This is a genomic window from Psychrobacillus sp. OK028 (assembly GCF_900103605.1).
Classification (GTDB): domain Bacteria; phylum Bacillota; class Bacilli; order Bacillales_A; family Planococcaceae; genus Psychrobacillus.
In genome coordinates, this window is sequence record NZ_FNHY01000001.1 from 545,348 (window position 1) to 572,141 (window position 26,794).

The following is a 26,794-nucleotide window of genomic DNA, read 5'->3' on the forward strand; positions in this document are numbered from 1 at the left end:
AGATGAAGTTTGTTGTGAAGACGGATGTAGGTATGAAAAGAACGGTGAATGAAGATAGGGCTGAGGTTTTTTTGCGAGAGGACGGCAGGTTATTAGCTGTTATTGCAGATGGTATGGGTGGACATAACGCGGGCGATGTTGCTAGTGAGCTTGCGGTTACAGAATTTAAAAAGTATTTTGCTGCTTTCAATCCTTTTATCGTTAAAGCGAGAGATTGGTTAACTTATACATTTCAATCCATCAATCAAACCGTAAGCAGAAAATCCAAAATGAGTGCAGATTGTGCAGGTATGGGAACTACGCTTATTGCGGGTTTGTTTGAGAAACATCAAGGAACTATAGCTCATGTAGGGGATAGTCGCGTATATTTGATATCACCTGAGCAAGTTTATCAAATAACACGGGATCATTCATATGTTAATGTTCTCATTGATTCTGGAGAAATAAGTGAGGAACAAGCAAAGACCCATCCCAATAAAAACGTATTAATGAAAGCGATTGGAACGGAACAAACAATACAACCAGACTTTTATGAAATAGTCTTACTGCCAAATTCTTATTTACTTTTTTGTACAGACGGCTTAAGCAATAAGATTAGTGAATCATTTATGCAAACACTTTTATACTCCAATAAGACGATGGAAGAAAAAGGACAGGATTTAGTGGAGGAAGCAAATAGATTAGGTGGAGAAGATAATATTTCTTTAATCCTATTATCAAACAATGACGAGGAGGTGTAAGGATGCTGATAGGTAAACGAATAAGTGGAAGATATAAATTGCTTGAAATGATAGGTGGAGGCGGCATGTCCAATGTTTATTTGGCACATGATATGATTTTAGATCGTGACGTAGCGATAAAAGTGTTACGTTATGATTTTGCTAATGAAGAAGAATTACACCGTCGATTCCAGCGTGAGGCCCTTTCTGCAACTAGCCTTACACATCCAAATATTGTGAATATTTATGATGTTGGAGAAGATGAGGATATTCACTATATTGTCATGGAATTTGTAAAGGGTAAAACGTTAAAAGAATACATATTGCTGAATGCACCGGTTTCTCCTATGAAATCTGTAATGCTTATGAAGCAGCTGACTTCAGCTATTTCTACAGCTCATAATAATCACATTATCCATCGGGACATAAAGCCGCAGAACATCCTTTTGGATGAAGAGGAAAATGTTAAGGTAACTGATTTTGGTATTGCAATGGCACTAAGTGCAACTTCCTATACGCAGACAAATTCTGTATTAGGTACAGTACATTATCTTTCACCCGAACAAGCCCGCGGTGGTACTGCAACTAAGCAGTCAGATGTATATGCCTTGGGAATTGTTTTGTTTGAGCTACTAACTGGACAACTTCCATTTTCAGGGGAGTCCGCTGTATCCATTGCATTAAAGCATTTACAAACAGAAACTCCGTCCATACGGAAAATTATCCCTTCTATTCCGCAAAGCATTGAAAATGTTGTTTTGAAAGCTACAGCGAAGAATCCAAAAGACAGATATCGTTCTGCAGAGGAAATGGAAGCAGATTTAGCAACTGCCCTGTCACCAGAAAGAGCTGAAGAAGAAAAATTCGTAGTTGCTATTGATGATGATGCAACGAAGGTCTTACCAGTTATTAAAGAGCCTGTATCGTTTAATGAGGTTTCAGACACGAAAAAAATGGCGCCATCGAAAAAGGTTGCAAAACCAGTAAAGCCAAAAAGTAAGAACAAAAAGTGGAAAATAGTCGGTGGGATATTAGCTGGAATTCTCCTTTTAATACTGTTGATGTTCGTTCTATTTCCAGGTTTGTTTAAAGCAGATAAAATTTCAGTTCCAGATGTTTCTAACTTAGAACTAGAAGAGGCTATTGAACAATTAGAGTCAGAAGGGTTTACGATAGGCGATAAGACTTTAGAAGTTTCAGACGAAGTAGAAGAAAATAAAATAATTCGGACGACTCCCGAAGCGGGTAAATTACGCGATAAAAATAGTGAAATTCATTTATTTGTATCGTCCGGAAAAGAATCCTATGTCCTTGAAAATTATGTCGGCAAAGATATTGATCAAGTAAAAATATTGTTACAAAATTTCAATATCCAGACCGAAGAAAAATTTGATGATCAGCCAAGAGGAACTATAATCGGGCAAACACCGGCTGTTGGCGAAGAGGTTATTCCAGATGAGACAGATATTCTTTTAACTGTCAGTAAAGGTCCAGACTTACGTACGGTTAGTGATTTGACTGATTGGAACGAAAAAGCTTTAAGTGATTATGAAAAATCATCTGGATTTAAAATTAGGGTGGCGAATAGACGGAATTCCGACTCTATACCAAAAGGTAACGTAATAGAGCAATCACCAAAACCAAATGCAAAAGTAAGTCCTGGAAGCACAATCGATGTAACTCTTTCGGATGGTCCAAAGGCCAAGGATACTAAATTTGTAGTGAAATCTGTTACGATTCCCTATGAACCTCCTGTAGTGGATGAAGGAGAAGGGGAAGACGGTAATAATGAGGAAGAGAACAACAACGAGCAACCTGTAGTAGAGAAGCAAGTAGTCCGAATTTACATTCAAGATAAAACTCGTACAATGTTAGAGCCTGTTGAAGAATTTGTCTTAACTGAAACGGTTGTCAAACAATTGAAATTAGAAATTAGTGAAGGCGAAAAAGCAGCATATCGTATCGAGGTAAACTCAAAAGTAATTATAGAAGAAACAATTCCGTATTAAGTAAGAGAATAAGGAGGAGTCGGATGCCAACAGGTCAAATTAGAAAAGCATTAAGTGGTTTTTATTATGTCTATGATAATGGTGAGGTAATTCAATGTCGTGGAAGAGGTGTATTTAGAAACAGAGGTGAATCACCTTTAGTAGGGGACTTTGTTGATTACACTGTAGAAGGAAACAATGATGGAACAATTACCGTCATACATGAACGGAAAAATAATTTAGTTCGACCGCCTATTGCAAACATCGATCAAGCTATTTTGGTTTTTTCCATAAAGGAGCCTGATTTTAATACAATCTTGTTGGATCGTTTTTTAGTAGTATTAGAATCATTTCATATTGAACCGATTATTTGTTTAACGAAAAGTGATTTGATGGATGAGTCACTTGAAGTTAAAATTAGAGAATATATTAAGGATTACGAAAAAATAGGTTATCAGTTATTTATGACATATAAAGATGACCCTGCATTTGATGAGAAAATTTCTCCCTTATTAGAAGGAAAAACAACTGTTTTGGCAGGACAATCGGGGGTAGGTAAATCCACTCTATTAAATACCATCCTTCCCTCGTTAGATTTAAAAACAGGTATCATTTCTAATGCATTGGGTAGAGGGAAACACACTACTAGACATGTAGAGCTTATTGAAGTTTGTGGAGGTCTGCTTGCGGATACACCTGGTTTTAGTTCATTTGAGTTTGATTTAATGGAAAAAGAAGAACTTTACCGGTGTTTCCCCGAGTTTGTAGCAAAGCAAAATGACTGTAAGTTTCGAGAATGTATGCATGTGAAAGAACCAAAATGTGCTGTAAAAGAAGCGGTAGATTCCGGTGAAATAAAAGCATATCGCTACAAGCATTACTTACAATTCTTAGAAGAAATTATGGATAGAAAGCCGAGGTACTAAATTATGGTGAAAATAGCTCCGTCTATATTAGCAGCAGACTTTTCAAAGCTAGGAGAAGAAGTATTAGAAGTAGAAAAAGCAGGAGCAGAGCTGATTCATATTGATGTAATGGACGGTCATTTTGTCCCTAATATCACAATGGGTCCTATTGTTGTTGAGGCATTACGCCCACTTACAAAATTGCCTTTAGATGTTCATTTAATGATAGAAAATGCGGATCAATATATTGAGTCTTTTGCTAAGGCAGGAGCAGATTATATTACTGTTCACGTAGAGGCTTGTCCGCATCTGCATAGAACAATTCAATTAATCCGTTCATTTGGCGTAAAACCGGGCGTTGTATTAAACCCACATACCCCGATAGAAACAATCCAGCATGTATTAGAGGATATAGATATGGTTCTTTTTATGACAGTTAACCCTGGATTTGGGGGACAAAAGTTTATACACTCTGTTGTTCCTAAAGTAAAACAATTATCGGATATTATCAAAAAACAAAATTTATCTATTGAAATTGAGATTGATGGTGGTATTAATGAAGAAACGATTAAACCTTGTGTAGAAGCAGGAGCTACTATTTTAGTTGCGGGATCTGCAATTTATAACGCTCCTGATAAAGCAAAAGCTTTACAGGCCATTAAAGAAGCGGGTTTAAGTGTAGTTCCAAAATGAAGCAAGTAGTAGTTTGTTCAGGTGGACCGTCTAAGGAAGTTGTTGATTTTAATCAACTTTCTTTTCATTCAGATGAAGCAATTTTTATAGGTGCAGATCGAGGCGCATTATGGTTGTTAGAAGCAGGAATATTGCCAGAAGTAGCTATAGGCGATTTTGACTCACTTACATTGGAAGAGCAAAACTTTATGAAGAAAAAAATAAAAAAAGTAATCGAATTACAAATGGACAAGGATGAAACCGACACTCATATTGCAATTCTAACTGCTTTAGATTATAAACCTGATAAAGTAATCGTTACAGGAGTTACCGGTGGACGTCTAGATCATTACGAGGCTGCATTACACGATATATGTCGTTTTCAATTAGAAAATCCAACTATTACGTTTGCCATACAAAACAATCAAAACATCATCCAGTTTTTAACGTCTGGAACCCATACGATTAATTTTGATAGCCATTATAAGTATGTTTCTTTTTTCTCTTTTGGAGAACAAGTAAAGAATATGAAATTACAAGGATTTTTGTACAATGTAGAGGAGGAATATATTCAAGTTGGTAATGCTAAATTTACAAGCAATGAACTAAAATCTCAAACAGGTACTATCTCTTTTACTGCTGGCATATGTTTAATGATAAGAAGCAGCGACTAAAAGGGAGGAATTGTGTGAAGGTCTACACATTTAGATTGCCTAAATCCGTGAGTAGTTTTGTGAAGGTTTGTATTCGGCTATTTAAAAAAGAAGAGAAGAAGAAGTGAAAAAATGCCAGGTCGACTTTAGTCGGCCTGGCATTAATTACGAGGGCGATTAAACGCGCTCAATTTTTCCTGATTTTAAAGCTCTCGCAGAAACCCATACACGTTTTGGTTTACCATCTACAAGAATGCGTACTTTTTGAAGGTTAGCTCCCCATGTACGTTTAGTAGAGTTCATAGCGTGAGAACGAGCATTACCCGAACGAGCTTTACGCCCAGAGATAGCACATACTTTTGGCATTATATTTCCTCCTTTAAAAAAGAAGCTGAAAGATTTTTCAGTTCGATATTTCACATACTTTAATAATTTACCACAGACCTTAATGAAGTGCAAGACTTATCAAGAAAAAAACCTTTACAGCATAGAAAAGCGCAAGACGCCGTTTAGCAGCGAAAAGCACTGGAAGACTTGAAGCAAAAGGCGTCCTATGCCTTTTCTACAAGTCTGAAGTGATCGAGCTGCTGGCGTCTGGAGCTAGACAGCATAGAAAAGCGCAAGCGCCTAAGAATGCCCCGACAAGCGCTAGAGAGATTTGATAAAATGTGTTCAAAAAATAAAAATACTACTAATTTCCGTTTCAGGTGGACGCGTTTCGCGGGGTGAGCGATGAGCTATCACCGTCGCTATCGCGTCGCTGTGATAGCTCATCTGTCTCACTCATCCCGCAGAAGTCGCCACCTTTCACTTCAATCAACGAATCGAGTACTACTCCTTAATTAGATTGGGCACAGCTTATAGCTTGAGATACAGAGTTTAGTTTAAGTATCAAAAAATGCTCAAAACTCATTCTAATCGATAATGAATTAAAAATGCTATTATCCAATAATAGGGGAAAAAAGAAGATTTTCTTTTCTAAAGTGAAATAGTAAGTGTTTGCCCTATAAAGAAGCGAAATAGCGAACGAAATTGTATCTTCGTGAGCTTACTCAATCATTTGGAAAGTTATCTTTTCTCTAGTTAGCCAAAAACGCACTTCCCTGTTTCTAAAATTTATAGGAGGGTAAGGATAGGCAAACGCCATAATATTACCGTGAAAAAGGGATGCTAGTTGGTGGTGACGAACGTCACCACCAACTAGCATCCCTAAAAATTCCCTCGGTAATCTTATAGCAAAATGTCTGTCTATAGCCCTTCGAAAACGATAGAAACAGGTCTTGAACTTAAAGGACCGTGTATCATTATGCCTTATTTTTCTTTAAGTTCATTCATCTTTTAACTAACACAAATTTCCAAATCGTTATAAAAGTGGACGAAAGCAAACGTCTCTTTTATAATTTTAATGGGTGTAGTACAATAAAGGGTAGTCAAAAAGACTTGGGAGGTCTTAACATGTCGATTGAATTGAAAAATGAATTCGGACTAATTGATATATCACAAGATACAATTGCTCAAATTGCTGGTGGAGCCGCTATTGAATGCTATGGGATAGTTGGAATGGCATCTAAACATCAAATTCGAGATGGGTTAACAGATATACTAAGAAAAGAAAATTTCACTAAAGGCGTTTTAGTGAGACAAGACAAAGAAGATTTACATATTGATATGTACATCATTGTTAGCTACGGTACCAAAATTTCGGAAATAGCCTATCAAGTACAGTCAAAAGTCAAATACACACTAAACAAGTCTCTTGGTATGTCAGTGAAATCCGTTAATGTGTATGTTCAAGGAGTTCGCGTGGCAAACGTGTAAATAAGGAGAGAAAATAATGAAATCAAATCAATGGTATCCAATTTGCAGACATGGTTCAGATGGGAGCACATCATCTTTTCCAAAATGCAGATTATGTAGATGCATTAAATGTATTTCCTGTTCCAGATGGTGACACAGGAACTAATATGAATTTATCCATGACCTCAGGAGCGAAAGAAACAGCTGCTCAGGCAAATGAACATATTGGTAAAACAGCTGCGGCACTTTCTAAAGGTTTACTGATGGGAGCCCGTGGAAACTCAGGCGTTATTTTATCGCAATTGTTCCGTGGCTTTGGTAAGTCCATCGAACAACTAGACGTCTTAAACGCAAAACAATTTGCAGACGCGCTGAACTACGGAGTGGAAACAGCATATAAAGCAGTGATGAAGCCGGTAGAAGGAACTATCTTAACAGTTGCAAAAGATTCTGCTAGAAAGGCTGTAGAGATTAGCGAAGATGTTGAAGATATTCGTGAACTAATGCAAGCAATAGTAGAAGAAGCAAAGAAATCCTTGGACAGAACACCAGATTTATTACCTGTATTAAAAGAGGTTGGAGTTGTCGATAGCGGAGGACAAGGGCTAGTATTTGTTTACGAAGGATTTTTAGCGAGCTTAAAAGGTGAAGCGCTTCCTAGTAAAACAGTTGGTTCTTCAATGGATGATTTAGTAAGTGCTGAGCACCATATGAGTGTTCAAGGATTTATGGATACAGCAGATATTGAATTTGGCTTTTGTACAGAATTTATGGTTCGTTTTGAAGAAGGTAAAAAAACTTTTGATGAAACGACTTTCCGTAATGACCTAAGTGAATATGGTGATTCTTTGCTAGTTATTTCTGACGATGAGATTGCTAAAATTCATATTCACTCAGAAACACCTGGTGAGGTTTTAACATACGGTCAACAATACGGTGATCTGATCAAGATTAAAATTGAAAATATGCGCCAGCAGCATACTGATATCGTTGGAGAGGGACATTCGACAGAAGCACCAACGAAAAAAGCGGAAATTCATCCTTATGCAATTGTAACTGTAGCGATGGGATCAGGAGTTTCAGATTTGTTAAAGAGCCTAGGTGCATCTGCAGTCATTGAGGGTGGACAAACAATGAATCCATCTACAGAGGATATCGTAAAAGCTATAGAAGCGGTTGGAGCAGAGCGTGTATTAATATTACCGAATAACAAAAACATTGTGATGGCAGCTGAACAAGCTGCGGAAATACTCGGCATTGAAGCTGCTGTAGTTCCTACTAAAACGATTCCTCAAGGAATGGCTGCAATCTTAGCATTTAATCCACAAGCAACAGTGGAGGAAAATAAAAATAATATGACGGATGCTTACGCGCATGTCAAAACTGGACAAGTAACATTTGCTGTTCGTGATACATCTATAGATGGAGTCGACATTAAAAAAGATGATTTCATGGCGCTTGCCGAAGGAAAAATTGTTCTTTCAAATCCCTCTTTAAAAGAAGTAACTACTAACTTGATTCAAACATTAGTGGATGAAGAAGCTGAAATAGTAACTGTTATTTTTGGAGAAGATGTAAAGGAAGAAGAGGCAAATGAATTTGCTGCATTTATTGAAGCAAAATATGAGGATGTAGAAGTAGAAGTATATAATGGTAAACAGCCGTTATACCCTTATATTTTATCTGTCGAATAATTTATAAACCATGTGGAGACATTTTCTTCACATGGTTTTTTTCTCCGAAATACAATACTTTGTTTATTTCATGCTGAAAGTGTAAAATGGGATTACTATAACATATTGTGGGGGTATAATCAGTGAAATTTAAATCCGTTTTTGATATTATCGGACCTGTCATGATCGGTCCATCCTCCTCACATACTGCTGGGGCGGCTCGTATTGGTAGAGTGGCTAGAGACTTATTTGGAAAACAGCCTACATGGGCGAAAATTCATTTATATGGATCTTTTGCAGAAACCTATAAAGGGCACGGAACAGATGTAGCAATTATTGGTGGATTGTTAGATTACGATACATTTGATGAACGTATAAAAACAGCTTTTGAGGATGCAAAACAAGCTGGATTAACATATGAATTTATACCTGAAACGGCACATACTGAACACCCGAATACTGCCCGCATTGTCATCGGTGACGAAAATAGTGAAATGTCTATGGTCGGAATCTCTATTGGTGGCGGGAAGACAGAAATAACAGAGCTAAATGGTTTCCCACTTCGTCTTTCTGGTGATTTAGCTGCTATTTTAGTAGTTCACGAGGATCGTTCCGGATGCATTGCTAATGTGTCGAACTGTTTAGCAAAATACGATATTAATATTGGACATATGGAAGTTTCCCGTAAAGAAAAAGGGAATATGGCATTAATGGTAATTGAAATCGATCAAAATGTGAATGCGCAAATATTAAAAGAGATTGGCGATTTACCTAATATTACACAAGTAACTAGAATTGCTGATTAAGGAGGAATACAAATGGAAGTTCTATTTCGCAATGTTCGTGAATTAGTAGAGCGAGCAACAAAGGAAAATAAACTTATCTCCGAAATAATGATTGAACAAGAAATAATGATTACCGATCGTTCTAGAGAAGAAATAATGACTCAAATGGATCGTAATTTGACTGTTATGGAAGAGGCTGTAGAAAAAGGATTGCAAGGGGTTAAATCCACTTCAGGTCTGACTGGTGGAGACGCTGTTCTACTACAAAACTATCTAAAAAAAGGTAATACGTTAACTGGAGAGCTTATGCTGGATGCAGTAAGTAAGGCGGTTGCCACTAACGAAGTTAATGCTGCTATGGGTACAATATGTGCAACACCAACAGCGGGTTCGGCAGGAGTAGTTCCTGGTACTTTATTTGCAGTAAAAAACAAATTGAATCCTACTAGAGAACAAATGATACGCTACCTGTTCACTTCTGGAGCCTTTGGATTTGTAGTGGCTAATAACGCTTCTATTTCAGGTGCAGCAGGTGGTTGTCAGGCAGAAGTTGGTTCTGCTGCTGGAATGGCTGCAGCAGCAATCGTTGAAATGGCTGGAGGTTCTCCTGCTCAATGTGCCGAAGCTTTCGCGATAACTTTAAAAAATATGCTTGGTTTAGTTTGTGATCCTGTAGCTGGACTTGTAGAAGTACCTTGCGTAAAAAGAAATGCGATGGGTGCTTCCAATTCATTAGTGGCAGCAGATATGGCACTTGCTGGTGTGACGAGTCGAATTCCTTGTGATGAAGTAATTGATGCAATGTATAAAATTGGGCAAACGATGCCATCTTCCTTAAGAGAAACTGGTCAAGGAGGTCTCGCTGCAACTCCAACTGGTAAGTGGTTAGAATCTAAAATTTTTGGTGGGGCAGTAGTAGGAAGTGGAAATTAATAATAATGATTTAGTTACTTCTTTAAAAGGAGTCGGGAGTGGAACAGCTAAAGCATTGCAGGAGCTTGGTATCGTTACATTAACGGATTTAGTGATGACCTTCCCGTATAGACATGAGGATTTCCGCCTTAAAAATTTAGCGGAAACAGCACATAATGAACGAGTTACAGTTGAAGGAAGGATCGAAAGTGAGCCTTCTCTTCTTTTTTTAGGGAAGAACAAATCTAGAATGCAAGTACGTATTTTAGCAGGACAGCATTTAATAAAGGCAGTATTTTTTAACCAAGCTTATTTAAAAGAAAAGATTATTCCGGGTTCCATCGTTACAGTTTCCGGTAAATGGGATCGAGGGAGACAGGTTATTAATGTCTCCGCTTTTTCGATTGGTCCAAAAACAGACTTACAGGATTTTGAACCAGTTTATTCTTTAAAGGGTTCGATCAATCAAAAAACATTTCGTAAATTTATGAGACAAGCTTTAAATCAATTGAAGGAATCCCTTGTAGATCCCTTGCCAGCGTCAATTCGAGTTCCATATCGTTTGCCAGGAATAGCAGATGCTCTAGAAGGGATCCATTTTCCAAAGGATGCAGATCATTCCAAAGATGCAAGAAGACGCTTTGTTTACGAGGAGTTACTAGTATTTCAACTAAAAATGCAAGCTATTAAAAAGGTTAGAAAAGAACAAAACGTTGGAAATGGGATTTCTTTTCATAATGATTTAGTAAAGAAACTAATCGAAACCTTGCCTTATGAATTAACGGATGCACAAAAACGAGTAGTCAATGAAATATGTCGAGATTTACGTGAACCTCATCGTATGAATCGCCTTTTACAGGGTGATGTTGGTTCTGGTAAGACAATAGTTGCCGCGATTTGCCTATATGCTGTAATTACAGCAGGCTTTCAAGGTGCACTAATGGCTCCAACAGAAATATTAGCAGAACAGCATGCAAGTTCGCTTGATGAATGGCTAGCTCCAATAGGTGTCAGAATTGCTCTTCTAACAGGCTCTACTAAAGCTAAAGCAAGAAGAGCTGTATTAGAAAACTTAGAGGCTGGGAATATAGACCTTTTAATAGGGACACATGCATTAATCCAACCAGATGTTACATTTAAAAAACTAGGACTTGTTATAACTGATGAGCAGCATCGATTTGGTGTGGAGCAACGGAGAGTACTAAAGGATAAAGGGGAAAATCCAGACGTATTATTTATGACAGCGACTCCAATTCCTCGTACTTTAGCGATTACGGCTTTTGGTGAAATGGATGTTTCGATTATTGATGAGATGCCTGCCGGTCGTAAGAAAATTGAAACGCATTGGATGAAACCAGATCAGCTGCATAAATTGATAGCACGATTGAAAAATGAATTGGCATCTGGTAGACAAGCTTATATAATCTGCCCATTAATCGAGGAGTCTGAAAAGCTCGATGTGCAAAATGCGGTAGATGTGTATAATATGATGGCAGTGGAATTAAAAGGCAGCTCTACAGTTGGTTTAATGCATGGAAGGCTTCATTCAGATGAAAAAGAACAAGTAATGAGGGATTTCTCCGAAGGCAAAATCGACGTATTAGTTTCTACAACGGTTGTAGAAGTGGGAGTAAATGTACCGAATGCAACATTTATGATTATTTTCGATGCAGAGCGTTTCGGTTTAGCCCAGCTTCATCAATTGCGTGGTCGAGTTGGTCGAGGAGAGTATCAATCTTATTGTATATTGCTAGCTGATCCTAAATCAGAGGAAGGTAAAGAGCGAATGACTTCTATGACTGAGACAAATGATGGATTTATATTAGCGGAAAAAGATTTAGAGCTTCGAGGTCCTGGAGACTTTTTTGGTAAGAAGCAAAGTGGACTTCCAGAATTTAAAGTGGCAGATCTTGTTCATGATTATCGAGCTTTGAATACTGCTAAAGTAGATGCTGAAAGGCTATTAGATTCAAAGGAATTTTGGGATTCTGATGAAATGGCTGGTCTTCGAGATGTGCTTATAAACTCAAAAGCTATGGATGGAGAACGAATCGATTAAAGAGAATGTAAGAATGATTTTGAATCAATTCTTGCATTCTTTTTTTAATATTTATATACTGATATTAGTACCAAGTGCTAAAATGGTGGTGAAGATATGAAATACTCCAAAAAGGATAGGCAGAAATTACTTCTGGAGACGCTAGGAAAGAATCCATTTATAACGGATGAAAATTTAGCTTCTACTTTTCACGTGAGTGTTCAAACGATCCGGTTGGATAGAATGGAATTATCGATACCGGAACTACGGGAACGTATTAAATCAGTGGCTGCTCACAATTTCGAAGAAGAGGTCAAGGCTCTCCCGATCGACGAAGTAATTGGAGAGATTATTGATATAGATCTTGATAAGCAAGCTATTTCGATTTTAGATATTACAAAGGATCATGTATTTGCTAGAAATGGTATAGCGAGAGGACATCATTTATTTGCTCAGGCTAATTCATTGGCTGTTGCGGTTATCAATGATGAATTGGCGCTTACTCGAAAGTCTAACCTTACATTCGTCAAACCAGTAAAAGCTGGTGATCGGGTAATCGCAAAAGCGGTAGTAACAAATAGCGATGTGGAAAAGAATAGCACATTAATAGAGGTTACCAGCAAAGTTGAAAATGAGACAGTTTTCGTTGGTCAATTTAGCATGTATAGAGTAACAATGTCATAAAAAAGGTGATTAAAAATGAAAATTTCAATAGATGCAATGGGTGGGGACAATGCTCCACATGAAATCGTAAAAGGAGTTTACGAAGCGTTAGAATCGTTCTCGGATATAGAAATTCAACTATTCGGTGATGAGGAAAAGCTTGCTCCCTTAATTAAACAGCATGAACGATTAACAGTTATACATACAGATGAAGTAATTGAAGGAACTGATGAGCCCGTTCGTGCAATTAGAAGAAAGAAAAATTCTTCCCTAGTTAAAATGGCGGAATCAGTGAAAAATGGAGTTTCTGATGCGTGTGTGTCCGCGGGGAATACTGGTGCTTTAATGGCTGCGGGACTATTTATAGTTGGTCGTATCGACCAAGTAGATCGTCCTGCTCTAGCACCGACGTTACCAACACTTGATGGTAAAGGGTTTGTTATGCTAGATCTAGGTGCAAATGCCGATGCAAAACCAGAGCACTTAGAGCAGTTTGCGGTTATGGGTAGCATATATGCTGAAAAAGTCCGAGGTATTTCGAATCCTCGTGTTGGGCTGTTAAACATTGGAACGGAAGATATTAAGGGTAATGAGCTAACTAAAGCGGCCTTTACACTCTTAAAAGAAGCACCGATTAATTTCATAGGAAATGTGGAATCTAGAGATTTACTTACTGGAGTAGCTGACGTTGTTGTTACAGATGGTTTTACTGGTAATATGGTACTCAAAACAATTGAAGGTACGGCTTCTGGTATATTTACTTTATTAAAACAAGCTTTTAATACTTCTGCTAAAACGAAAATTTCAGCACTATTAGTAAAAAGCGAACTTAAAGGGTTAAAAAATACGCTAGATTACTCCGAGTATGGTGGGGCAGGATTATTTGGACTGAATGCTCCTGTAATTAAAGCCCATGGCTCGTCAAACGGTCGTGCAATTTATCATGCAATCAGACAGGCTCGTACAATGGTAGAGCATAATGTTGCTGATATCATTTCAACTACATTACGAAAGGAATCATCCAATGACTAAAATAGCTTTTATCTTTCCTGGACAAGGATCTCAATCAGTAGGGATGGGTCAACAATTAGTAGAAAATAATGCGGATTGCCGTAGATTTTATGAGCAGGCAAATGAAGTATTAGGATTTTCACTTAGTGAACTAATGTTGAATGGACCTGCGGAGGAACTTACTAAAACTTATAATGCGCAGCCAGCGTTGCTCACTACGAGTTCAATGGTTGCATACAAACTAAAGCAAGCTGGAATCATTCCCCATTTTACAGCTGGTCATAGCTTAGGCGAATATTCTGCTCTTGTTGCTTCTGATGTTTTAAGCTTTGATGAGGCAGTTTTATTGGTTCATCAACGAGGCTTGTATATGAACGAAGCAGTGCCTGCTGGAGAAGGAGCAATGGCTGCAATACTTGGATTAGGTAAAGACGAACTGGCAGCAGTGACAGCCACTGTTTCTGAAAATGGTGAGCCAGTTCAAATAGCTAACTTAAATTGCCCAGGGCAAATTGTTATTTCAGGAACAGCTGCTGGCGTAGAAGAGGCTTCTAGTAAAGCAAAGGAAGCTGGTGCTAAAAGAGCGATTCCTTTAGTAGTTAGTGGACCATTCCATTCTGAATTAATGAGACCTGCTGCTCAGCAATTAGATGCTGCTATTTCAGCGATTGAACTACAGCAAGCTACTATTCCTGTCATTTCAAATGTAACTGCTGAACCGGTTACAGAAGCTAGTCATATTAAAAACTTACTGGTTGAACAATTGTATTCTCCTGTACGTTGGGAAGAATCGATTCGACAAATGATAGAGCAAGGAACGACTATTTTTGTGGAATGTGGTCCTGGAAAGGTATTAAGCGGCTTAGTAAAAAAAATTGATCGTTCTGTTACAACTTATAGTGTGTATGATGAAGAGACGTTACAGCAAGTAATTTCAGGGTTAGGAGTTGAGCAAAATGGGTAAATTGGACGGGAAATCTGCAATTGTAACTGGTGCATCTCGAGGAATTGGGAAAGATATTGCTCTATATCTAGCAAAAGAAGGAGCAAAAGTTGCCGTAAACTACAGTGGAAGTAAAGATAGAGCAGAAGCAGTTGTGGAAGAAATTCAGGCAGCTGGTGGGGAAGCATTTGCTATTCAAGCGAATGTTGATCAAGCAGATGATGTTCAAAATCTAATAAGCTCAACTTTAGAACAGTTCGGTTCGGTAGATATTTTAGTTAATAATGCAGGTATTACAAGAGATAATCTTTTGATGCGTATGAAGGAGCAAGAGTGGGATGACGTGCTCAATACAAATTTAAAAGGTGTTTTCCTTTGTACAAAAGCTGTTACACGACAAATGATGAAACAACGTGCGGGTCGCATTATTAATATCACTTCCATTGTTGGCGTATCTGGGAATGCAGGTCAAGCCAATTATGTTGCTGCTAAAGCAGGAGTTATAGGCTTAACTAAATCATCCGCTAAAGAATTGGCAAGTCGTAATATTACAGTGAACTCGGTTGCTCCTGGATTTATCACAACAGATATGACAGATGCTCTCCCAGAGGATATTAAGTCTCAAATGCTTAGTCAGATCCCTCTTGCGAAGTTTGGAAATCCAGAGGATATAGCAAAGGCTGTCGCATTTTTGGCTTCAGATGACGCCAATTATATTACAGGCCAGACACTTCATGTAAATGGCGGAATGTACATGTAAGGATTTAATCTATTTTAAAGATTAAGTATAAAAAATGTAGCTACTAGGCAAAAAGATTCCCGATCCTTGAAGAACAGAAACGTAAATATGCCGTTGACTTCCGCTCCGAGCGGACGCTTTCCGTGGGCACGGCTTCAATCTCCTCACTACGTTCCTGCGGGGCTTTCAGCTCGCGCTGTTCCTACTGGAGTCGCCGCTCTGTGCTACAATCAACTAGATCCACTCTTTATATAATCGTAAGCTTAATTCAAAAGAGGATTTTATCCAACTAGTAACTTTGACTACGCTTATCATCTAAGCGAGAGGCTATGCTTAATCTATAAGTGGAGTACTACACACTTAATTGATTGTAGTGAAATGTGGCGACTCCAGCGGGATAAGCGAGAAAGTCGAGACCCCGCAGGAGGCGTAGCGAACGGGGAGGCTCGACCTCGCCCGCGGAAAGCGTCCACATGTAACGGAAATCAGTAGTATCCTTCATTCTTAAAAGTTCTGTAAATTTAGTACTCATTTTTTAAAAAGCTGATTGCACATACAGAACTCAACAGTTTTATGTATAAATTTCAGTAGCTCTTTCATTAGGTAGGAGTTTTTTGTATAATCATTGAGGGGAGGTGACTAATGTGTCAACTGTTTTAGAACGCGTAACTAAAGTAATCGTTGATCGTCTAGGAGTAGATGAGAGCGAAGTAAAATTAGAAGCATCTTTTCGTGAGGATTTAGGTGCCGATTCTCTAGATGTAGTAGAATTAGTAATGGAATTAGAAGACGAATTCGATATGGAAATTTCAGATGAAGATGCTGAGCAAATTTCAACTGTAGGTAGTGCAGTTAAGTATATTGAAAGCAAACAAGGTTAAATTTTAGCAGAGACGTTCTACTTATTCCATGTGAATAGTACAGAACGTCTCTATTTCTTTTTGCACATTAGTATAGAAACGGGTAAACTTAGAGGGACATATGATAAGTGAGAAAGGCAGATAATTCATGAAAGTAAATCATAAAAAAAATAGTACACGTAAAACCGTTTTTTCAGAAACTGTTAAAAACCAATTTGAACAGTTTCAGGAGCATTTCCAGATTAGGTTTCATAACCCAGCATTATTGTATCAAGCCTTTACCCATTCATCTTATGTGAATGAGCATCGACGGAAATTTTTTACCGATAACGAACGTCTAGAATTCCTTGGAGACGCTGTATTGGAATTGTCAGTTTCTCAATATTTGTTTCAACAATATACAGGTATGAGTGAAGGAGAGTTAACTAAACTTAGAGCTGCAATCGTGTGTGAGCCATCACTTGTATTATTTGCAAATGAGTTAAACTTCGGTAAATATGTATTGTTAGGAAAAGGGGAAGAACTGACAGGTGGTCGTGAAAGACCAGCGCTTCTAGCAGACGTTTTTGAAGCATTTATCGGTGCATTATATTTAGATCAGGGATTAGAACCAGTTATAGAATTTTTAGAAAAAATTGTTTTCCCTAAAATCGAACTCGGTGCTTTTTCGCATGTGATGGATTATAAAAGTCAATTACAAGAAATTATTCAACAACAAAATAATGGTACATTAAGCTATGAAATTGTAGAGGAAAAAGGTCCGGCTCATAATCGAACTTTTGTTTCTCGGGTTATTTTAAACACTAAAGAACTGGGTATCGGAAATGGTCGTTCAAAAAAAGAGGCAGAACAACAAGCTGCAAGACTTGCTATACTCGCATTAAGGGATTCAGAACAGGAGGAATAATCATTGTTCCTTAAAAGATTAGAGATTGTTGGATTTAAGTCATTTGCAGACCGTATAGGAATTGATTTTGTTCCTGGAGTAACTGCAGTAGTAGGACCGAATGGTAGTGGAAAAAGTAATGTTACAGACGCAATTAGATGGGTGTTAGGAGAGCAGTCTGCTAAATCCCTTCGAGGTGCAAAAATGGAAGATGTCATCTTTGCTGGAAGTGATTCTAGAAAAGCTTTGAACTTTGCGGAAGTGACTTTAATTTTAGATAACGCAGATCAACGTGTTGCCCTTGATTTTGCGGAAATTAGTGTGACAAGAAGAGTATTTCGCTCTGGAGACAGTGAATATTTATTAAATAAGCAAACATGCAGATTAAAGGACATTACTGACCTATTTATGGATTCAGGGCTTGGGAAAGAAGCTTTTTCTATTATTTCTCAAGGACGAGTCGATGAAATATTAAATAGCCGACCTGAAGATCGTCGTACGATTTTTGAGGAAACTGCTGGAGTTCTAAAGTATAAGCAGCGTAAAAAGAAAGCTGAATTCAAATTGATTGAAACAGACGATAACTTAAACCGTGTGCTAGATATTTTGCATGAATTGGATGACCGAATGGAGCCATTGCAGATCCAGTCTTCTTTGGCGTCCGATTATTTAACGATGTCTGCAGAGCTCAAGGATATTGAAATTGCTGTTATCGCACATGATTTAAGACATTTTGTTCAAGAAAATTTAGAGTTACAAACAAAACTAGAAGAACTTAAACAAATAAAGCTATCGCTTCAATCGCAAATTGATGAATTGGAAAGAAATATTCAGCAACATAGAAAAGTGATGTCTGGCATTGATGAAAAGTTAGATACAGAGCAAAGTGAATTAGTGGAGTCAAGCTCTGAGTTAGAACGTTTAGAGGGTCGGAAGCTGTTGTTGGCAGAGAAACAGCAAAATGCTAGTCAGCAAATTTCACAACTTAAAAAAGCGCTGGAAGAGGAACAACTTAAAGTCCAAACATTAGAAGTGCAATTGAAAACTAATAGTAAAGCAAAATCAGAAAAATTAGCTCAGCTTAAAGAGCTTCGTGCAAAGAAAGTCCAGATCGATCATGTATTAAGTAAGTCGGCCTCCGAAGTGGAAGAGGAAATTGAAGATTTGAAAAGTACATATATCGATTTATTAAACGAAGAAGCAACGATGAAAAATGAAATGAAGCATATGGAGCAGCAACTTCACTTTGAATTAGTTTCTTCTGAGAAAATGATTGCGGACTATCAGGAAATCAAAGACGAATTAGAGAAACTAACGATTCGCAAAAATGAACTAGATCCATTATTGACCAATTGTCAAAAGGAGCTACAGCAAAAGCTTGCGGATTATAAATCAAAGCGTGAAGTTTCCGAACGACTCGAAGGCTCATTCGAGGAACAACAAACAATGCTTCAAAAAGCCTATCAAATGAAACATCAGATGCAGGCAAGAAGAGATTCTTTGGAAGAGTTAGAATCTGAGTTTTCAGGGTTTTTCCAAGGAGTTAAAGAGGTTTTAATTGCAAGAGACAAAAAGGAACTAAGAGGAATACATGGAGCAGTTGCGGAATTAATTCAAATACCAGAATTGTATATGTCCGCCATTGATACTGCTATTGGTCCCCAATCCCAACATATCATTACAGATAGCAGCCAGGATGCAAGAATTGCAATAGATTGGTTAAAGAAAAAAAGAGTGGGTAGAGCAACATTCCTGCCTTTACAGGTAATGAAATCCAGAAAAGTGAACGAATACACTCTGAATTCTATTAAAGAACATCCTTCTTTTGTGAATACAGCGGACAAGCTTGTGAATTATTTGGATGGATATCAAATTATTGTAGAAAATCTACTAGGTAATATTATTATTGCCAAGGATTTAAAAGGTGCCAACGAAATGGCTGCTCGTCTACAATACAAATACCGTTTCGTTACTTTAGATGGTGATGTAGTGAATGCTGGAGGATCTTTAACAGGAGGCTCTGTTAAACAGCAATCTTCTTTATTTACTCGTAAAGCAGAGCTAGAACAGCTGAATGTAAAACTGGTAGAACTCGAAAAGTCAGTATTAGAAGCTGAAGTTTCTGTTTCAAAAAGAAAACTCGAAGTGCAGCAATTGAAAAAAGATTTAGAAGAAACTAGACTTATCGGGGAGCAATTGAGAGAATCAGAACACAAATTACTCTCAGAATCCAGAGAATGTGCTGCCATAATTTCTAGATTAACGAGTCAGTTGTTGGAATTCGATGAGGAAAAAAATGAAAAAAACAACCTTCATGATGACTTAGTTCGAAAAAAGGAGCAAACCGCTTCTAGAAGTTTAGAAATTAACGAATCACTCATTTCTATTCAGAAAACGATTGACGAATTGCAACTATTGAAACAACAATCTCTTCAGCAAAAGGATAAATTCCAAAACGAATTAGGTGAATTACTATCTCTTATCGCTGTGATCAATGAACAAATTTCACAGTTAGAAAAGGAAAATGTTCTTTTGGATCAAACTAGTGTGATGAGTATACAAAAAGTGGAAACCATTCAAAAGGAAATCGCCTGGTATGAGAATGATGATCAGTATGGAACATCTCCTGAGGAGTTATCGAAACTAATAGAGCAGCATAAAGGGACAAAAGAGCATTTGGTTGTCCAAATTCAATCAGGTAAAGCGAAGCGAACGGAACTTGCACAAACAATTTTACAAGCTGAAATTGCATTGAAAGATTTGCAACAACAAGCGAATATACAGCTTACAGAAGAACGTACATTAGATATAAAGCAAAGTAAATTAGAAGTAGAAATGAAAACGTTACAACACCATTTAGAAGAAACATATGAAATGACATTAGAAGAAGCAGAACGGGATTATCCATTTGAAATGGACGAGGATTTAGCACGGAAAAAAGTGAGACTATTGAAACGCTCTATTGAAGAACTTGGTCCGATTAACTTGAGTTCAATTCAAGAATTTGAACAAGTAAATGAACGACATTCTTTCTTAACGGAACAAAGAGAAGACCTATTATCAGCTCAAGAAACATTACATGAGGTTATCAAGGAAATGGATGAAGAGATGACCATTCGTTTCGAAACAACGTTTAATGAGATTCAACGACATTTTAAAGTTGTGTTCCGGGAATTATTTGGTGGTGGTCATGCAGATTTAGTACTAACGGATCCTACCTCGTTACTAGAGACAGGTATTGATATTCTGGCTCAGCCTCCAGGGAAAAAATTACAAAACCTTTCTTTATTATCAGGAGGGGAACGTGCACTAACGGCCATTGCGTTACTATTTTCTATTTTACGGACACGTCCAGTTCCATTTTGTATTTTGGATGAAGTGGAAGCTGCACTAGATGAGGCTAATGTAACTCGTTATAGCGATTATTTGAAAAAATTCAGCGATGATACCCAGTTTATCGTTATCACACACCGTAAGGGAACAATGGAAGGTGCAGATGTCCTTTACGGTATTACGATGCAAGAGTCTGGTATTTCTAAATTAGTTTCAGTTAAATTAGAAGAGGAATTAGTAACTTAAAAGGAGTTTTATATATGAGCTTTTTTAAAAAATTCAAAGAGAAAATGTTAGGGGCTACACCAGAAGCGGAAGAAACAGTTTCGATTACAAATAAGTTTAAAGAAGGTCTTTCTAAAACAAGGAACCAGTTTACTTCAAAGGTCAATGATTTAGTGGCTAAATATCGTAAAGTAGACGAGGACTTTTTTGAAGAACTGGAGGAAATTTTACTCCAAGCAGATGTAGGCTTTGAAACTGTTACAGAATTAATGGATTCTTTACGCTTTGAAGTACAACGCAAAAATATTAAAGATACTTCGGGAATTCAATCGGTTATCTCCGAGAAATTAGTAGAGATTTATAATGCTGGAGAGGACGATATTACAGAGCTTCAGTTAGAAGAAAGTGGTTTGTCTGTTATATTATTTGTCGGTGTTAATGGTGTTGGTAAAACGACGACAATTGGCAAGCTTGCTCATCGTTTAAAAGGAGAGGGCAAAAATGTCATGCTTGCAGCAGGAGATACCTTCCGTGCAGGAGCAATTGATCAGCTTCAGGTTTGGGGAGATAGAGTAGGAGTCGAAGTCATTAAACAATCTGAAGGCTCTGATCCAGCAGCTGTTATGTATGATGCTGTAAGAGCAGCTAAATCTCGTGGTGTAGATGTGTTAATCTGTGATACTGCTGGAAGATTGCAAAACAAAGTGAACTTGATGAACGAGCTTGAAAAAATACACCGGGTAATTTCTCGTGAAATCCCAGATGCTCCGCATGAAGTGCTACTAGCTCTTGATGCAACTACAGGTCAAAATGCACTTGTGCAAGCACAAACTTTTAAAGAAGTAACAAATGTGACCGGAATTGTATTAACTAAGCTAGATGGTACTGCAAAAGGTGGTATTGTACTTGCGATACGAAATAAATTGCATATTCCAGTCAAATTTGTTGGTCTAGGTGAACAGATGGATGATTTGCAACCATTTGATGCTGAGAAGTATGTATATGGACTATTTGCTGATGGACTGCATTTAGAAGACGAGGAATAGTTAGACAAGTAATTTTACTTGACAGATATCTAGTCTGTTACTAAAATATAATATGATAAGTGAAATGGTAAGGAGAGATGGGAATGATTGAAAAAACAACTCGCATGAATTTTCTCTTCGATTTTTACCAGGCTTTATTGACAGATAAGCAAAGAAGCTATATGCAACTTTATTATTTAGATGATTTATCTCTTGGAGAAATTGCAGAGGAATATACTATTTCTAGGCAGGCTGTATATGATAATATACGGCGAACTGAGGCTATGCTAGAAGAATATGAGGAAAAGCTTAGTCTATTTTCTAAATTTCAACGTAGAAAAGAAACGGTGGAACAACTGCTGTCACTTGTGAAAGATCAAACAGCTGAAAAAGAACTGATTCAACTCATTAATCAATTAAAAGAATGGGATTAGGAGGAGAGCGAGCATGGCATTTGAAGGATTAGCTGAGCGACTCCAAGGTACACTTCAGAAAATCAAAGGTAAAGGGAAAGTTTCTGAAGCCGATGTAAAAGAAATGATGAGAGAAGTTCGATATGCACTTCTAGAAGCAGACGTTAACTTAAAAGTAGTAAAAGAATTCGTCAAAAATGTATCGGCTCGTGCTGTTGGGCAAGACGTGATGAAGAGTTTAACACCTGGTCAACAGGTCGTTAAAATAGTTAAAGATGAATTGACCGAGTTAATGGGTGGAGAACAAAGCCAAATTTCCTTCTCTACTAGACCTCCTACGGTTATTATGATGGTCGGTTTGCAAGGTGCAGGTAAAACAACAACAACTGGGAAATTAGCTAATATTCTGCGTAAAAAATATAATAAAAAGCCATTATTAGTTGCTGCAGATATCTATAGACCTGCAGCTGTTCAACAGTTGCAAACTATAGGGAAACAGCTTTCTTTACCTGTGTTCGCATTAGGAACAGAAATTTCACCTGTCGAAATTGTCAAACAGGCGATGGAGCAAGCAAAGGAAGAGCATCATGATGTAGTTATTATAGATACTGCAGGACGTCTTCATATTGATGAAACACTTATGCAGGAGTTAAAGGATATTCGTGCGATTAAAGAGCCTGATGAGGTGTTTTTAGTTGTAGATGCAATGACTGGACAGGATGCAGTCAATGTAGCGAATAACTTTAATGAAGCTATAGGCATTACTGGTGTCGTATTAACGAAGTTAGATGGAGATACACGCGGTGGTGCTGCACTATCTATTCGCTCCGTTACTCAAAAACCGATTAAATTTGTCGGGATGGGAGAAAAAATGGATGCGTTGGAGCCTTTCCACCCGGAACGAATGGCTTCCCGAATTTTAGGTATGGGCGATATGATGTCACTGATCGAAAAAGCGCAGTCAAATGTTGATGAAGAACGTGCGAAGGAATTAGAAGAAAAATTTCGCACGCAGAGTTTTACATTCGATGATTTCCTAGAGCAAATTGGCCAAGTGAAACAAATGGGTCCATTAGATGAAATTCTAAAGATGCTTCCAGGTGCAGGTAAAATCAAAGGATTGGAAAATGCAAAGGTTGATGAAAAGCAGATGGATCGTGTAGAAGCCATCATTTATTCCATGACTACGCAAGAAAAAACAACTCCTGAGATTATTAATGGACCAAGAAAAAAGAGAATCGCTAAAGGTTCAGGTACATCTATTCAAGATATAAACAGATTATTGAAACAATTTGAAGACATGAAAAAAATGATGAAACAAATGACCAATATGCAACAAAAAGGCAAGAAAAAGATGAAAATGCCTGGTCTCGATTCATTGTTTAAGTAATTCTTCACTAAAAAATATAAGGTGTTAAGAAAAAATACTTTACAAACAAATAAAAGCTTGATAATATATTATCTTGTGTGAAACTATTCGGAGGTGCAATGAAAATGGCAGTTAAAATTCGTTTAAAACGTATCGGAGCAAAAAAAGCTCCTTTCTATCGTATTGTAGTAGCAGACGCTCGCTCACCACGTGATGGTCGTCAAATCGAAACAGTAGGTACTTATAATCCACTTACTAAACCAGCTGAAGTTAAAATTAACGAAGAATTAGCGTTAAAATGGCTTCAAGACGGTGCGAAACCATCTGATACAGTACGTAACTTGTTCTCAGAACAAGGAATTATGGAAAAATTCCATAACGCAAAACTCGGCAAATAATCGGAGGGGACAATGTGAAGCAGCTGATCGAAGCAATCGTTAAACCGATAGTTGATTATCCAGAAAATGTGAAGGTTGAAAAAGAAGAGAGTGTAAACCGTATAGTTTATAAACTTTCTGTTCATCCTGAAGATATGGGAAAAGTAATTGGCAAACAAGGGCGTGTCGCGAAAGCAATTCGTACAATTGTTTACTCAGCAGCAGGCAGTCACCAAAAGAAAAAAACATATGTCGACATATTAGATTAAAGGAAGAACAATTTGTTCTTCCTTTTTTGATAGGTAATTATTCAGCTTGTTTGGTATTAATAAGAATTGAATAGAACAGTAATCCTGTTGATTTCCGTTTCAGGTGATCGCTTTCCGCGGGCGTTGCCTCAGCCTCCTCGCTGCGCTGCGGGGTCTTCGACTAACGCTTTTCCCGCTGGAGTCGCCACCTTGCACTGCAATCAATAAAGTGAGTGGTACTCAACTTTTTAATTGAGCAAAACTTATTGCTAAGATAAAAAAATTGCACTAATTTTTAGTAACTCAAATTACTTATAATCTTTTATGAATTATAAAGGCTATCCCATGATAGAGGAAAAAAGAGACCTAAAATTTATTCGATGAAGAAACAGATTTACGACTAATATAGGTGTTTTAGTATTTAACTTTCTTTATATTTAGGGAATATTGTTGAATGTAGCGCAGGTCGGCGACTCCTGTGGGAGAGCACGAGGGAGAGACTACAGGCTCGAGCCGTGCCCACGGAAAGCGTCCGACCGGAGCTACAATCAACTGGATATATAAGTTTATGTTTTGAACTAGGAGGTAATCTTATTGGAATGGTTTAATGTAGGGAAAATCGTAAATACGCATGGTATTTGGGGAGAGGTTCGTGTAATCTCCACAACAGACTTTGCAGAAGAACGCTACGAGGTTGGAAGTGAACTAGCTTTACATAAAGCGGATGGTTCTAAACCAATAATGGTTAAAGTGGCAAGTCATCGTCAGCACAAGAATTTTGATTTATTAACCTTTGAAGGATACTCCTTGCTGAAGGATGTAGAAGCATTTCGAGATGCAATTTTAAAGGTCTCTGAAAAAAATCTTTCCGAGTTAGAAGAAAATGAGTTCTATTTTCACGAAATAATAGGCTGTACAGTAGTATCTACTGAGGGTGAAATGATTGGAACGATAACAGAAATTATTCAAACAGGTGCTAATGACGTTTGGGCAGTACGACCGGAAAAAGGAAAAAAAGATCACTATATTCCATATATTGAGGACGTAGTGAAATCAGTTGATATTGAAAACAAGAAAATTACAATTGAAGTATTGGATGGTTTGTTATCATGATGAATATTCACATTCTGTCTCTTTTTCCTGAAATGTTTTCGGGTGTATTTAACTCATCCATTTTGAAAAAGGCGCAAGAGAAGAATGAAGTAGCTATAAATGTAGTAAATTTTCGAGATTACGCAGGTAATAAACATCATCAAGTAGATGACTACCCTTACGGTGGAGGTGCGGGTATGGTATTAAAGCCAGAGCCTATTTTTAATGCCGTTGAAGCTCTTCCACCGAGTCAAGGTAAAACAAGACGTATTATTCTGTTATGTCCCCAGGGAGAGCGATTTACGCAGAAAAAAGCGGAGGAACTTGCACAGGAAGAAGAACTTGTTTTTATTTGTGGTCATTATGAGGGCTATGATGAACGAATTCGAGAGCATTTAGTGACGGATGAAATTTCCATAGGAGATTTTATTTTAACGGGTGGAGAACTTGCAGCTATGACGGTTGTGGATAGTGTTGTGAGATTATTGCCTAATGTTTTGGGCAATGCAGAATCGCATGAAAAAGATTCTTTTTCTACAGGTTTATTGGAGCATCCTCATTATACTCGTCCAGTTGAATTTCGAGGCTTTAAAGTACCAGAAGTATTAATGTCTGGAAACCATGCCGCAATTGAGAAGTGGCGCAAAGAGCAGTCTTTAAAAAGAACACTCACGCGCAGACCAGATTTATTGGAGCAGATCGTATTAACATCGGATGAGGAACGTCTGTTAAAAGAAATAAAAAGGTGAGTCAATTTCATATTTATTTTTCAATTTTATGAGAGACTACAGGCTCGAGTCGTGCCTGCAGAAAACCTCCATCTAGAGCGAAAATAAATTTTTTTAGGTTTCATTATGTAATATGCTTTTATGAAATTAATTCGATAGTAAATTCATAAATAATTATTGCAACCACTCATTAGTTGTGTTATATTTTACTATGTACTTTTATGAAAAGTACTGATTTTGGGTGTTCCGCTGCAACAGCAACTGTGTGTAAGAGCATTCTACAGAAGGAGAGAAAATGATGCAAAACATTATTTCAGAAATCACTAAAGAACAATTACGTTCAGACCTTCCTACTTTCCGTCCTGGTGACACAGTTCGTGTTCACGTTAAGGTTGTTGAGGGAACTCGCGAACGTATCCAAATGTACGAAGGAGTTGTAATTAAACGTCGTGGTGGCGGAATTAGCGAAACTTTCACAGTTCGTAAAATTTCATCCGGTGTTGGTGTTGAACGTACATTCCCTGTACACACACCAAAAATTGCAAACTTAGAAGTTATCCGTCGTGGTAAAGTTCGTCGTGCTAAATTGTACTACTTACGTGACCTACGTGGTAAAGCAGCTCGTATTAAAGAGCGTCGTTAATAGTAAAAGCAAATGTTGTAGCGAAAGTGTTTTCACTTTTGCTACGACATTTTTTTATGCTTTAGAATACAATAAAATCTTTGCTATGTGGATAATT

Annotated in this window: 27 protein-coding genes; 26 read left to right on the forward strand and 1 reads right to left on the reverse strand. The window is 37.6% G+C overall.

Annotated elements, in window-relative coordinates; all coding sequences use genetic code 11:
* The first annotated feature begins 2 nt into the window (after positions 1-2).
* Genes BLR36_RS02310 through spoVM form a run of 6 tightly spaced genes read left to right on the forward strand, consistent with a single transcriptional unit; the run spans position 3 to position 5,065 of the window.
* Entirely contained in the window at positions 3-740 is a 738-nt protein-coding gene (locus BLR36_RS02310) for a Stp1/IreP family PP2C-type Ser/Thr phosphatase (RefSeq protein WP_093060019.1), read from the forward strand.
* Between the two features lie 2 nt (positions 741-742).
* Complete coding sequence (pknB, locus tag BLR36_RS02315) at positions 743-2,728, forward strand: Stk1 family PASTA domain-containing Ser/Thr kinase (protein WP_093060021.1); 1,986 nt, start codon at positions 743-745, stop codon at positions 2,726-2,728.
* Positions 2,729-2,751: 23 nt separating this feature from the next.
* Positions 2,752-3,633 carry a ribosome small subunit-dependent GTPase A gene (rsgA, locus tag BLR36_RS02320; RefSeq protein ID WP_093060023.1) on the forward strand — a complete coding sequence of 294 codons (882 nt, stop codon included), beginning with the start codon at positions 2,752-2,754 and terminating at the stop codon, positions 3,631-3,633.
* Positions 3,634-3,636: 3 nt separating this feature from the next.
* Complete coding sequence (gene rpe, locus BLR36_RS02325; protein WP_093060025.1) at positions 3,637-4,305, forward strand: ribulose-phosphate 3-epimerase; 669 nt, start codon at positions 3,637-3,639, stop codon at positions 4,303-4,305.
* Positions 4,302-4,958 (forward strand): thiamine diphosphokinase, encoded by a 657-nt coding sequence (locus tag BLR36_RS02330; RefSeq protein WP_093060027.1) that lies wholly within the window; start codon positions 4,302-4,304, stop codon positions 4,956-4,958. Before rpe ends, BLR36_RS02330 begins: the two co-directional genes overlap by 4 nt.
* Positions 4,931-5,065 carry a stage V sporulation protein SpoVM gene (spoVM, locus tag BLR36_RS18530; RefSeq protein WP_235753847.1) on the forward strand — a complete coding sequence of 45 codons (135 nt, stop codon included), beginning with the start codon at positions 4,931-4,933 and terminating at the stop codon, positions 5,063-5,065. The genes BLR36_RS02330 and spoVM overlap by 28 nt, the downstream gene beginning before the upstream one ends.
* Before the next feature lie 49 nt (positions 5,066-5,114).
* Here the strand turns inward: spoVM and rpmB are convergent, their stop codons facing one another.
* Positions 5,115-5,303 carry a 50S ribosomal protein L28 gene (rpmB, locus tag BLR36_RS02335; protein WP_093060029.1) on the reverse strand — a complete coding sequence of 63 codons (189 nt, stop codon included), beginning with the start codon at positions 5,301-5,303 and terminating at the stop codon, positions 5,115-5,117.
* Between the two features lie 1,089 nt (positions 5,304-6,392).
* Here rpmB and BLR36_RS02340 point away from each other — a divergent pair.
* From BLR36_RS02340 to rplS, 20 genes are all read left to right on the forward strand, one after another.
* Complete coding sequence (locus tag BLR36_RS02340) at positions 6,393-6,755, forward strand: Asp23/Gls24 family envelope stress response protein (protein ID WP_093060031.1); 363 nt, start codon at positions 6,393-6,395, stop codon at positions 6,753-6,755.
* Between the two features lie 50 nt (positions 6,756-6,805).
* Positions 6,806-8,428, forward strand: a complete 1,623-nt coding sequence (locus BLR36_RS02345; protein WP_093060033.1) for a DAK2 domain-containing protein — start codon at positions 6,806-6,808, stop codon at positions 8,426-8,428.
* Positions 8,429-8,550: 122 nt separating this feature from the next.
* Complete coding sequence (gene sdaAB, locus BLR36_RS02350; protein WP_093060035.1) at positions 8,551-9,213, forward strand: L-serine ammonia-lyase, iron-sulfur-dependent subunit beta; 663 nt, start codon at positions 8,551-8,553, stop codon at positions 9,211-9,213.
* A 12-nt stretch (positions 9,214-9,225) separates the two neighbouring features.
* Positions 9,226-10,125: an L-serine ammonia-lyase, iron-sulfur-dependent, subunit alpha gene (gene sdaAA, locus BLR36_RS02355; protein ID WP_093060037.1), complete on the forward strand. Its 900-nt coding sequence runs from the start codon at positions 9,226-9,228 to the stop codon at positions 10,123-10,125.
* A complete protein-coding gene (gene recG, locus BLR36_RS02360; RefSeq protein WP_093060275.1) occupies positions 10,121-12,163 on the forward strand; it encodes an ATP-dependent DNA helicase RecG in 2,043 nt (680 codons plus the stop codon). The genes sdaAA and recG overlap by 5 nt, the downstream gene beginning before the upstream one ends.
* 96 nt (positions 12,164-12,259) lie before the next feature.
* A complete protein-coding gene (fapR, locus tag BLR36_RS02365) occupies positions 12,260-12,826 on the forward strand; it encodes a transcription factor FapR (protein WP_093060039.1) in 567 nt (188 codons plus the stop codon).
* A gap of 15 nt (positions 12,827-12,841) precedes the next feature.
* Positions 12,842-13,837: a phosphate acyltransferase PlsX gene (gene plsX / locus BLR36_RS02370; protein WP_093060041.1), complete on the forward strand. Its 996-nt coding sequence runs from the start codon at positions 12,842-12,844 to the stop codon at positions 13,835-13,837.
* Entirely contained in the window at positions 13,830-14,780 is a 951-nt protein-coding gene (gene fabD / locus BLR36_RS02375; protein WP_093060044.1) for an ACP S-malonyltransferase, read from the forward strand. The genes plsX and fabD overlap by 8 nt, the downstream gene beginning before the upstream one ends.
* Complete coding sequence (gene fabG, locus BLR36_RS02380; RefSeq protein ID WP_093060046.1) at positions 14,773-15,519, forward strand: 3-oxoacyl-[acyl-carrier-protein] reductase; 747 nt, start codon at positions 14,773-14,775, stop codon at positions 15,517-15,519. The genes fabD and fabG overlap by 8 nt, the downstream gene beginning before the upstream one ends.
* A gap of 623 nt (positions 15,520-16,142) precedes the next feature.
* Positions 16,143-16,379 carry an acyl carrier protein gene (gene acpP, locus BLR36_RS02385; protein WP_090562659.1) on the forward strand — a complete coding sequence of 79 codons (237 nt, stop codon included), beginning with the start codon at positions 16,143-16,145 and terminating at the stop codon, positions 16,377-16,379.
* A gap of 127 nt (positions 16,380-16,506) precedes the next feature.
* Entirely contained in the window at positions 16,507-17,265 is a 759-nt protein-coding gene (rnc, locus tag BLR36_RS02390; protein ID WP_093060048.1) for a ribonuclease III, read from the forward strand.
* A gap of 3 nt (positions 17,266-17,268) precedes the next feature.
* Positions 17,269-20,823: a chromosome segregation protein SMC gene (gene smc, locus BLR36_RS02395; RefSeq protein WP_093060050.1), complete on the forward strand. Its 3,555-nt coding sequence runs from the start codon at positions 17,269-17,271 to the stop codon at positions 20,821-20,823.
* A gap of 14 nt (positions 20,824-20,837) precedes the next feature.
* A complete protein-coding gene (gene ftsY / locus BLR36_RS02400; protein WP_093060052.1) occupies positions 20,838-21,848 on the forward strand; it encodes a signal recognition particle-docking protein FtsY in 1,011 nt (336 codons plus the stop codon).
* Between the two features lie 83 nt (positions 21,849-21,931).
* Positions 21,932-22,261: a putative DNA-binding protein gene (locus tag BLR36_RS02405; protein WP_093060055.1), complete on the forward strand. Its 330-nt coding sequence runs from the start codon at positions 21,932-21,934 to the stop codon at positions 22,259-22,261.
* 13 nt (positions 22,262-22,274) lie between these two features.
* Positions 22,275-23,630, forward strand: a complete 1,356-nt coding sequence (gene ffh, locus BLR36_RS02410; protein ID WP_093060057.1) for a signal recognition particle protein — start codon at positions 22,275-22,277, stop codon at positions 23,628-23,630.
* Between the two features lie 104 nt (positions 23,631-23,734).
* On the forward strand, positions 23,735-24,007 hold the full coding sequence (gene rpsP / locus BLR36_RS02415) for a 30S ribosomal protein S16 (protein WP_093060059.1): 273 nt from the start codon (positions 23,735-23,737) through the stop codon (positions 24,005-24,007).
* Positions 24,008-24,021: 14 nt separating this feature from the next.
* Positions 24,022-24,255 carry a KH domain-containing protein gene (locus BLR36_RS02420; protein WP_093060061.1) on the forward strand — a complete coding sequence of 78 codons (234 nt, stop codon included), beginning with the start codon at positions 24,022-24,024 and terminating at the stop codon, positions 24,253-24,255.
* Positions 24,256-24,828: 573 nt separating this feature from the next.
* Complete coding sequence (gene rimM, locus BLR36_RS02425; protein ID WP_093060063.1) at positions 24,829-25,347, forward strand: ribosome maturation factor RimM; 519 nt, start codon at positions 24,829-24,831, stop codon at positions 25,345-25,347.
* Complete coding sequence (gene trmD / locus BLR36_RS02430) at positions 25,347-26,075, forward strand: tRNA (guanosine(37)-N1)-methyltransferase TrmD (protein WP_093060276.1); 729 nt, start codon at positions 25,347-25,349, stop codon at positions 26,073-26,075. The genes rimM and trmD overlap by 1 nt, the downstream gene beginning before the upstream one ends.
* 277 nt (positions 26,076-26,352) lie before the next feature.
* Positions 26,353-26,697, forward strand: coding sequence for a 50S ribosomal protein L19 (rplS, locus tag BLR36_RS02435; RefSeq protein ID WP_090562635.1), 345 nt, complete (start codon positions 26,353-26,355; stop codon positions 26,695-26,697).
* Positions 26,698-26,794 lie beyond the last annotated feature (97 nt).

Excerpts from the sequence above, each read along its gene's own strand:
- fabG (WP_093060046.1), top strand. The coding sequence starts at position 14,773 with ATGGGTAAATTGGACGGGAAATCTGCAATTGTAACTGGTGCATCTCGA.
- fabD (WP_093060044.1), top strand. The coding sequence starts at position 13,830 with ATGACTAAAATAGCTTTTATCTTTCCTGGACAAGGATCTCAATCAGTA.
- rsgA (WP_093060023.1), top strand. The coding sequence starts at position 2,752 with ATGCCAACAGGTCAAATTAGAAAAGCATTAAGTGGTTTTTATTATGTC.
- BLR36_RS02340 (WP_093060031.1), top strand. The coding sequence starts at position 6,393 with ATGTCGATTGAATTGAAAAATGAATTCGGACTAATTGATATATCACAA.
- rpmB (WP_093060029.1), bottom strand. The coding sequence starts at position 5,303 with ATGCCAAAAGTATGTGCTATCTCTGGGCGTAAAGCTCGTTCGGGTAAT.
- ftsY (WP_093060052.1), top strand. The coding sequence starts at position 20,838 with ATGAGCTTTTTTAAAAAATTCAAAGAGAAAATGTTAGGGGCTACACCA.
- rpe (WP_093060025.1), top strand. The coding sequence starts at position 3,637 with ATGGTGAAAATAGCTCCGTCTATATTAGCAGCAGACTTTTCAAAGCTA.
- spoVM (WP_235753847.1), top strand. The coding sequence starts at position 4,931 with ATGTTTAATGATAAGAAGCAGCGACTAAAAGGGAGGAATTGTGTGAAG.
- rnc (WP_093060048.1), top strand. The coding sequence starts at position 16,507 with ATGAAAGTAAATCATAAAAAAAATAGTACACGTAAAACCGTTTTTTCA.
- ffh (WP_093060057.1), top strand. The coding sequence starts at position 22,275 with ATGGCATTTGAAGGATTAGCTGAGCGACTCCAAGGTACACTTCAGAAA.
- sdaAA (WP_093060037.1), top strand. The coding sequence starts at position 9,226 with ATGGAAGTTCTATTTCGCAATGTTCGTGAATTAGTAGAGCGAGCAACA.
- BLR36_RS02405 (WP_093060055.1), top strand. The coding sequence starts at position 21,932 with ATGATTGAAAAAACAACTCGCATGAATTTTCTCTTCGATTTTTACCAG.
- BLR36_RS02330 (WP_093060027.1), top strand. The coding sequence starts at position 4,302 with ATGAAGCAAGTAGTAGTTTGTTCAGGTGGACCGTCTAAGGAAGTTGTT.
- BLR36_RS02310 (WP_093060019.1), top strand. The coding sequence starts at position 3 with ATGAAGTTTGTTGTGAAGACGGATGTAGGTATGAAAAGAACGGTGAAT.
- BLR36_RS02345 (WP_093060033.1), top strand. The coding sequence starts at position 6,806 with ATGGTTCAGATGGGAGCACATCATCTTTTCCAAAATGCAGATTATGTA.
- trmD (WP_093060276.1), top strand. The coding sequence starts at position 25,347 with ATGAATATTCACATTCTGTCTCTTTTTCCTGAAATGTTTTCGGGTGTA.
- plsX (WP_093060041.1), top strand. The coding sequence starts at position 12,842 with ATGAAAATTTCAATAGATGCAATGGGTGGGGACAATGCTCCACATGAA.
- rplS (WP_090562635.1), top strand. The coding sequence starts at position 26,353 with ATGCAAAACATTATTTCAGAAATCACTAAAGAACAATTACGTTCAGAC.
- pknB (WP_093060021.1), top strand. The coding sequence starts at position 743 with ATGCTGATAGGTAAACGAATAAGTGGAAGATATAAATTGCTTGAAATG.
- fapR (WP_093060039.1), top strand. The coding sequence starts at position 12,260 with ATGAAATACTCCAAAAAGGATAGGCAGAAATTACTTCTGGAGACGCTA.
- rpsP (WP_093060059.1), top strand. The coding sequence starts at position 23,735 with ATGGCAGTTAAAATTCGTTTAAAACGTATCGGAGCAAAAAAAGCTCCT.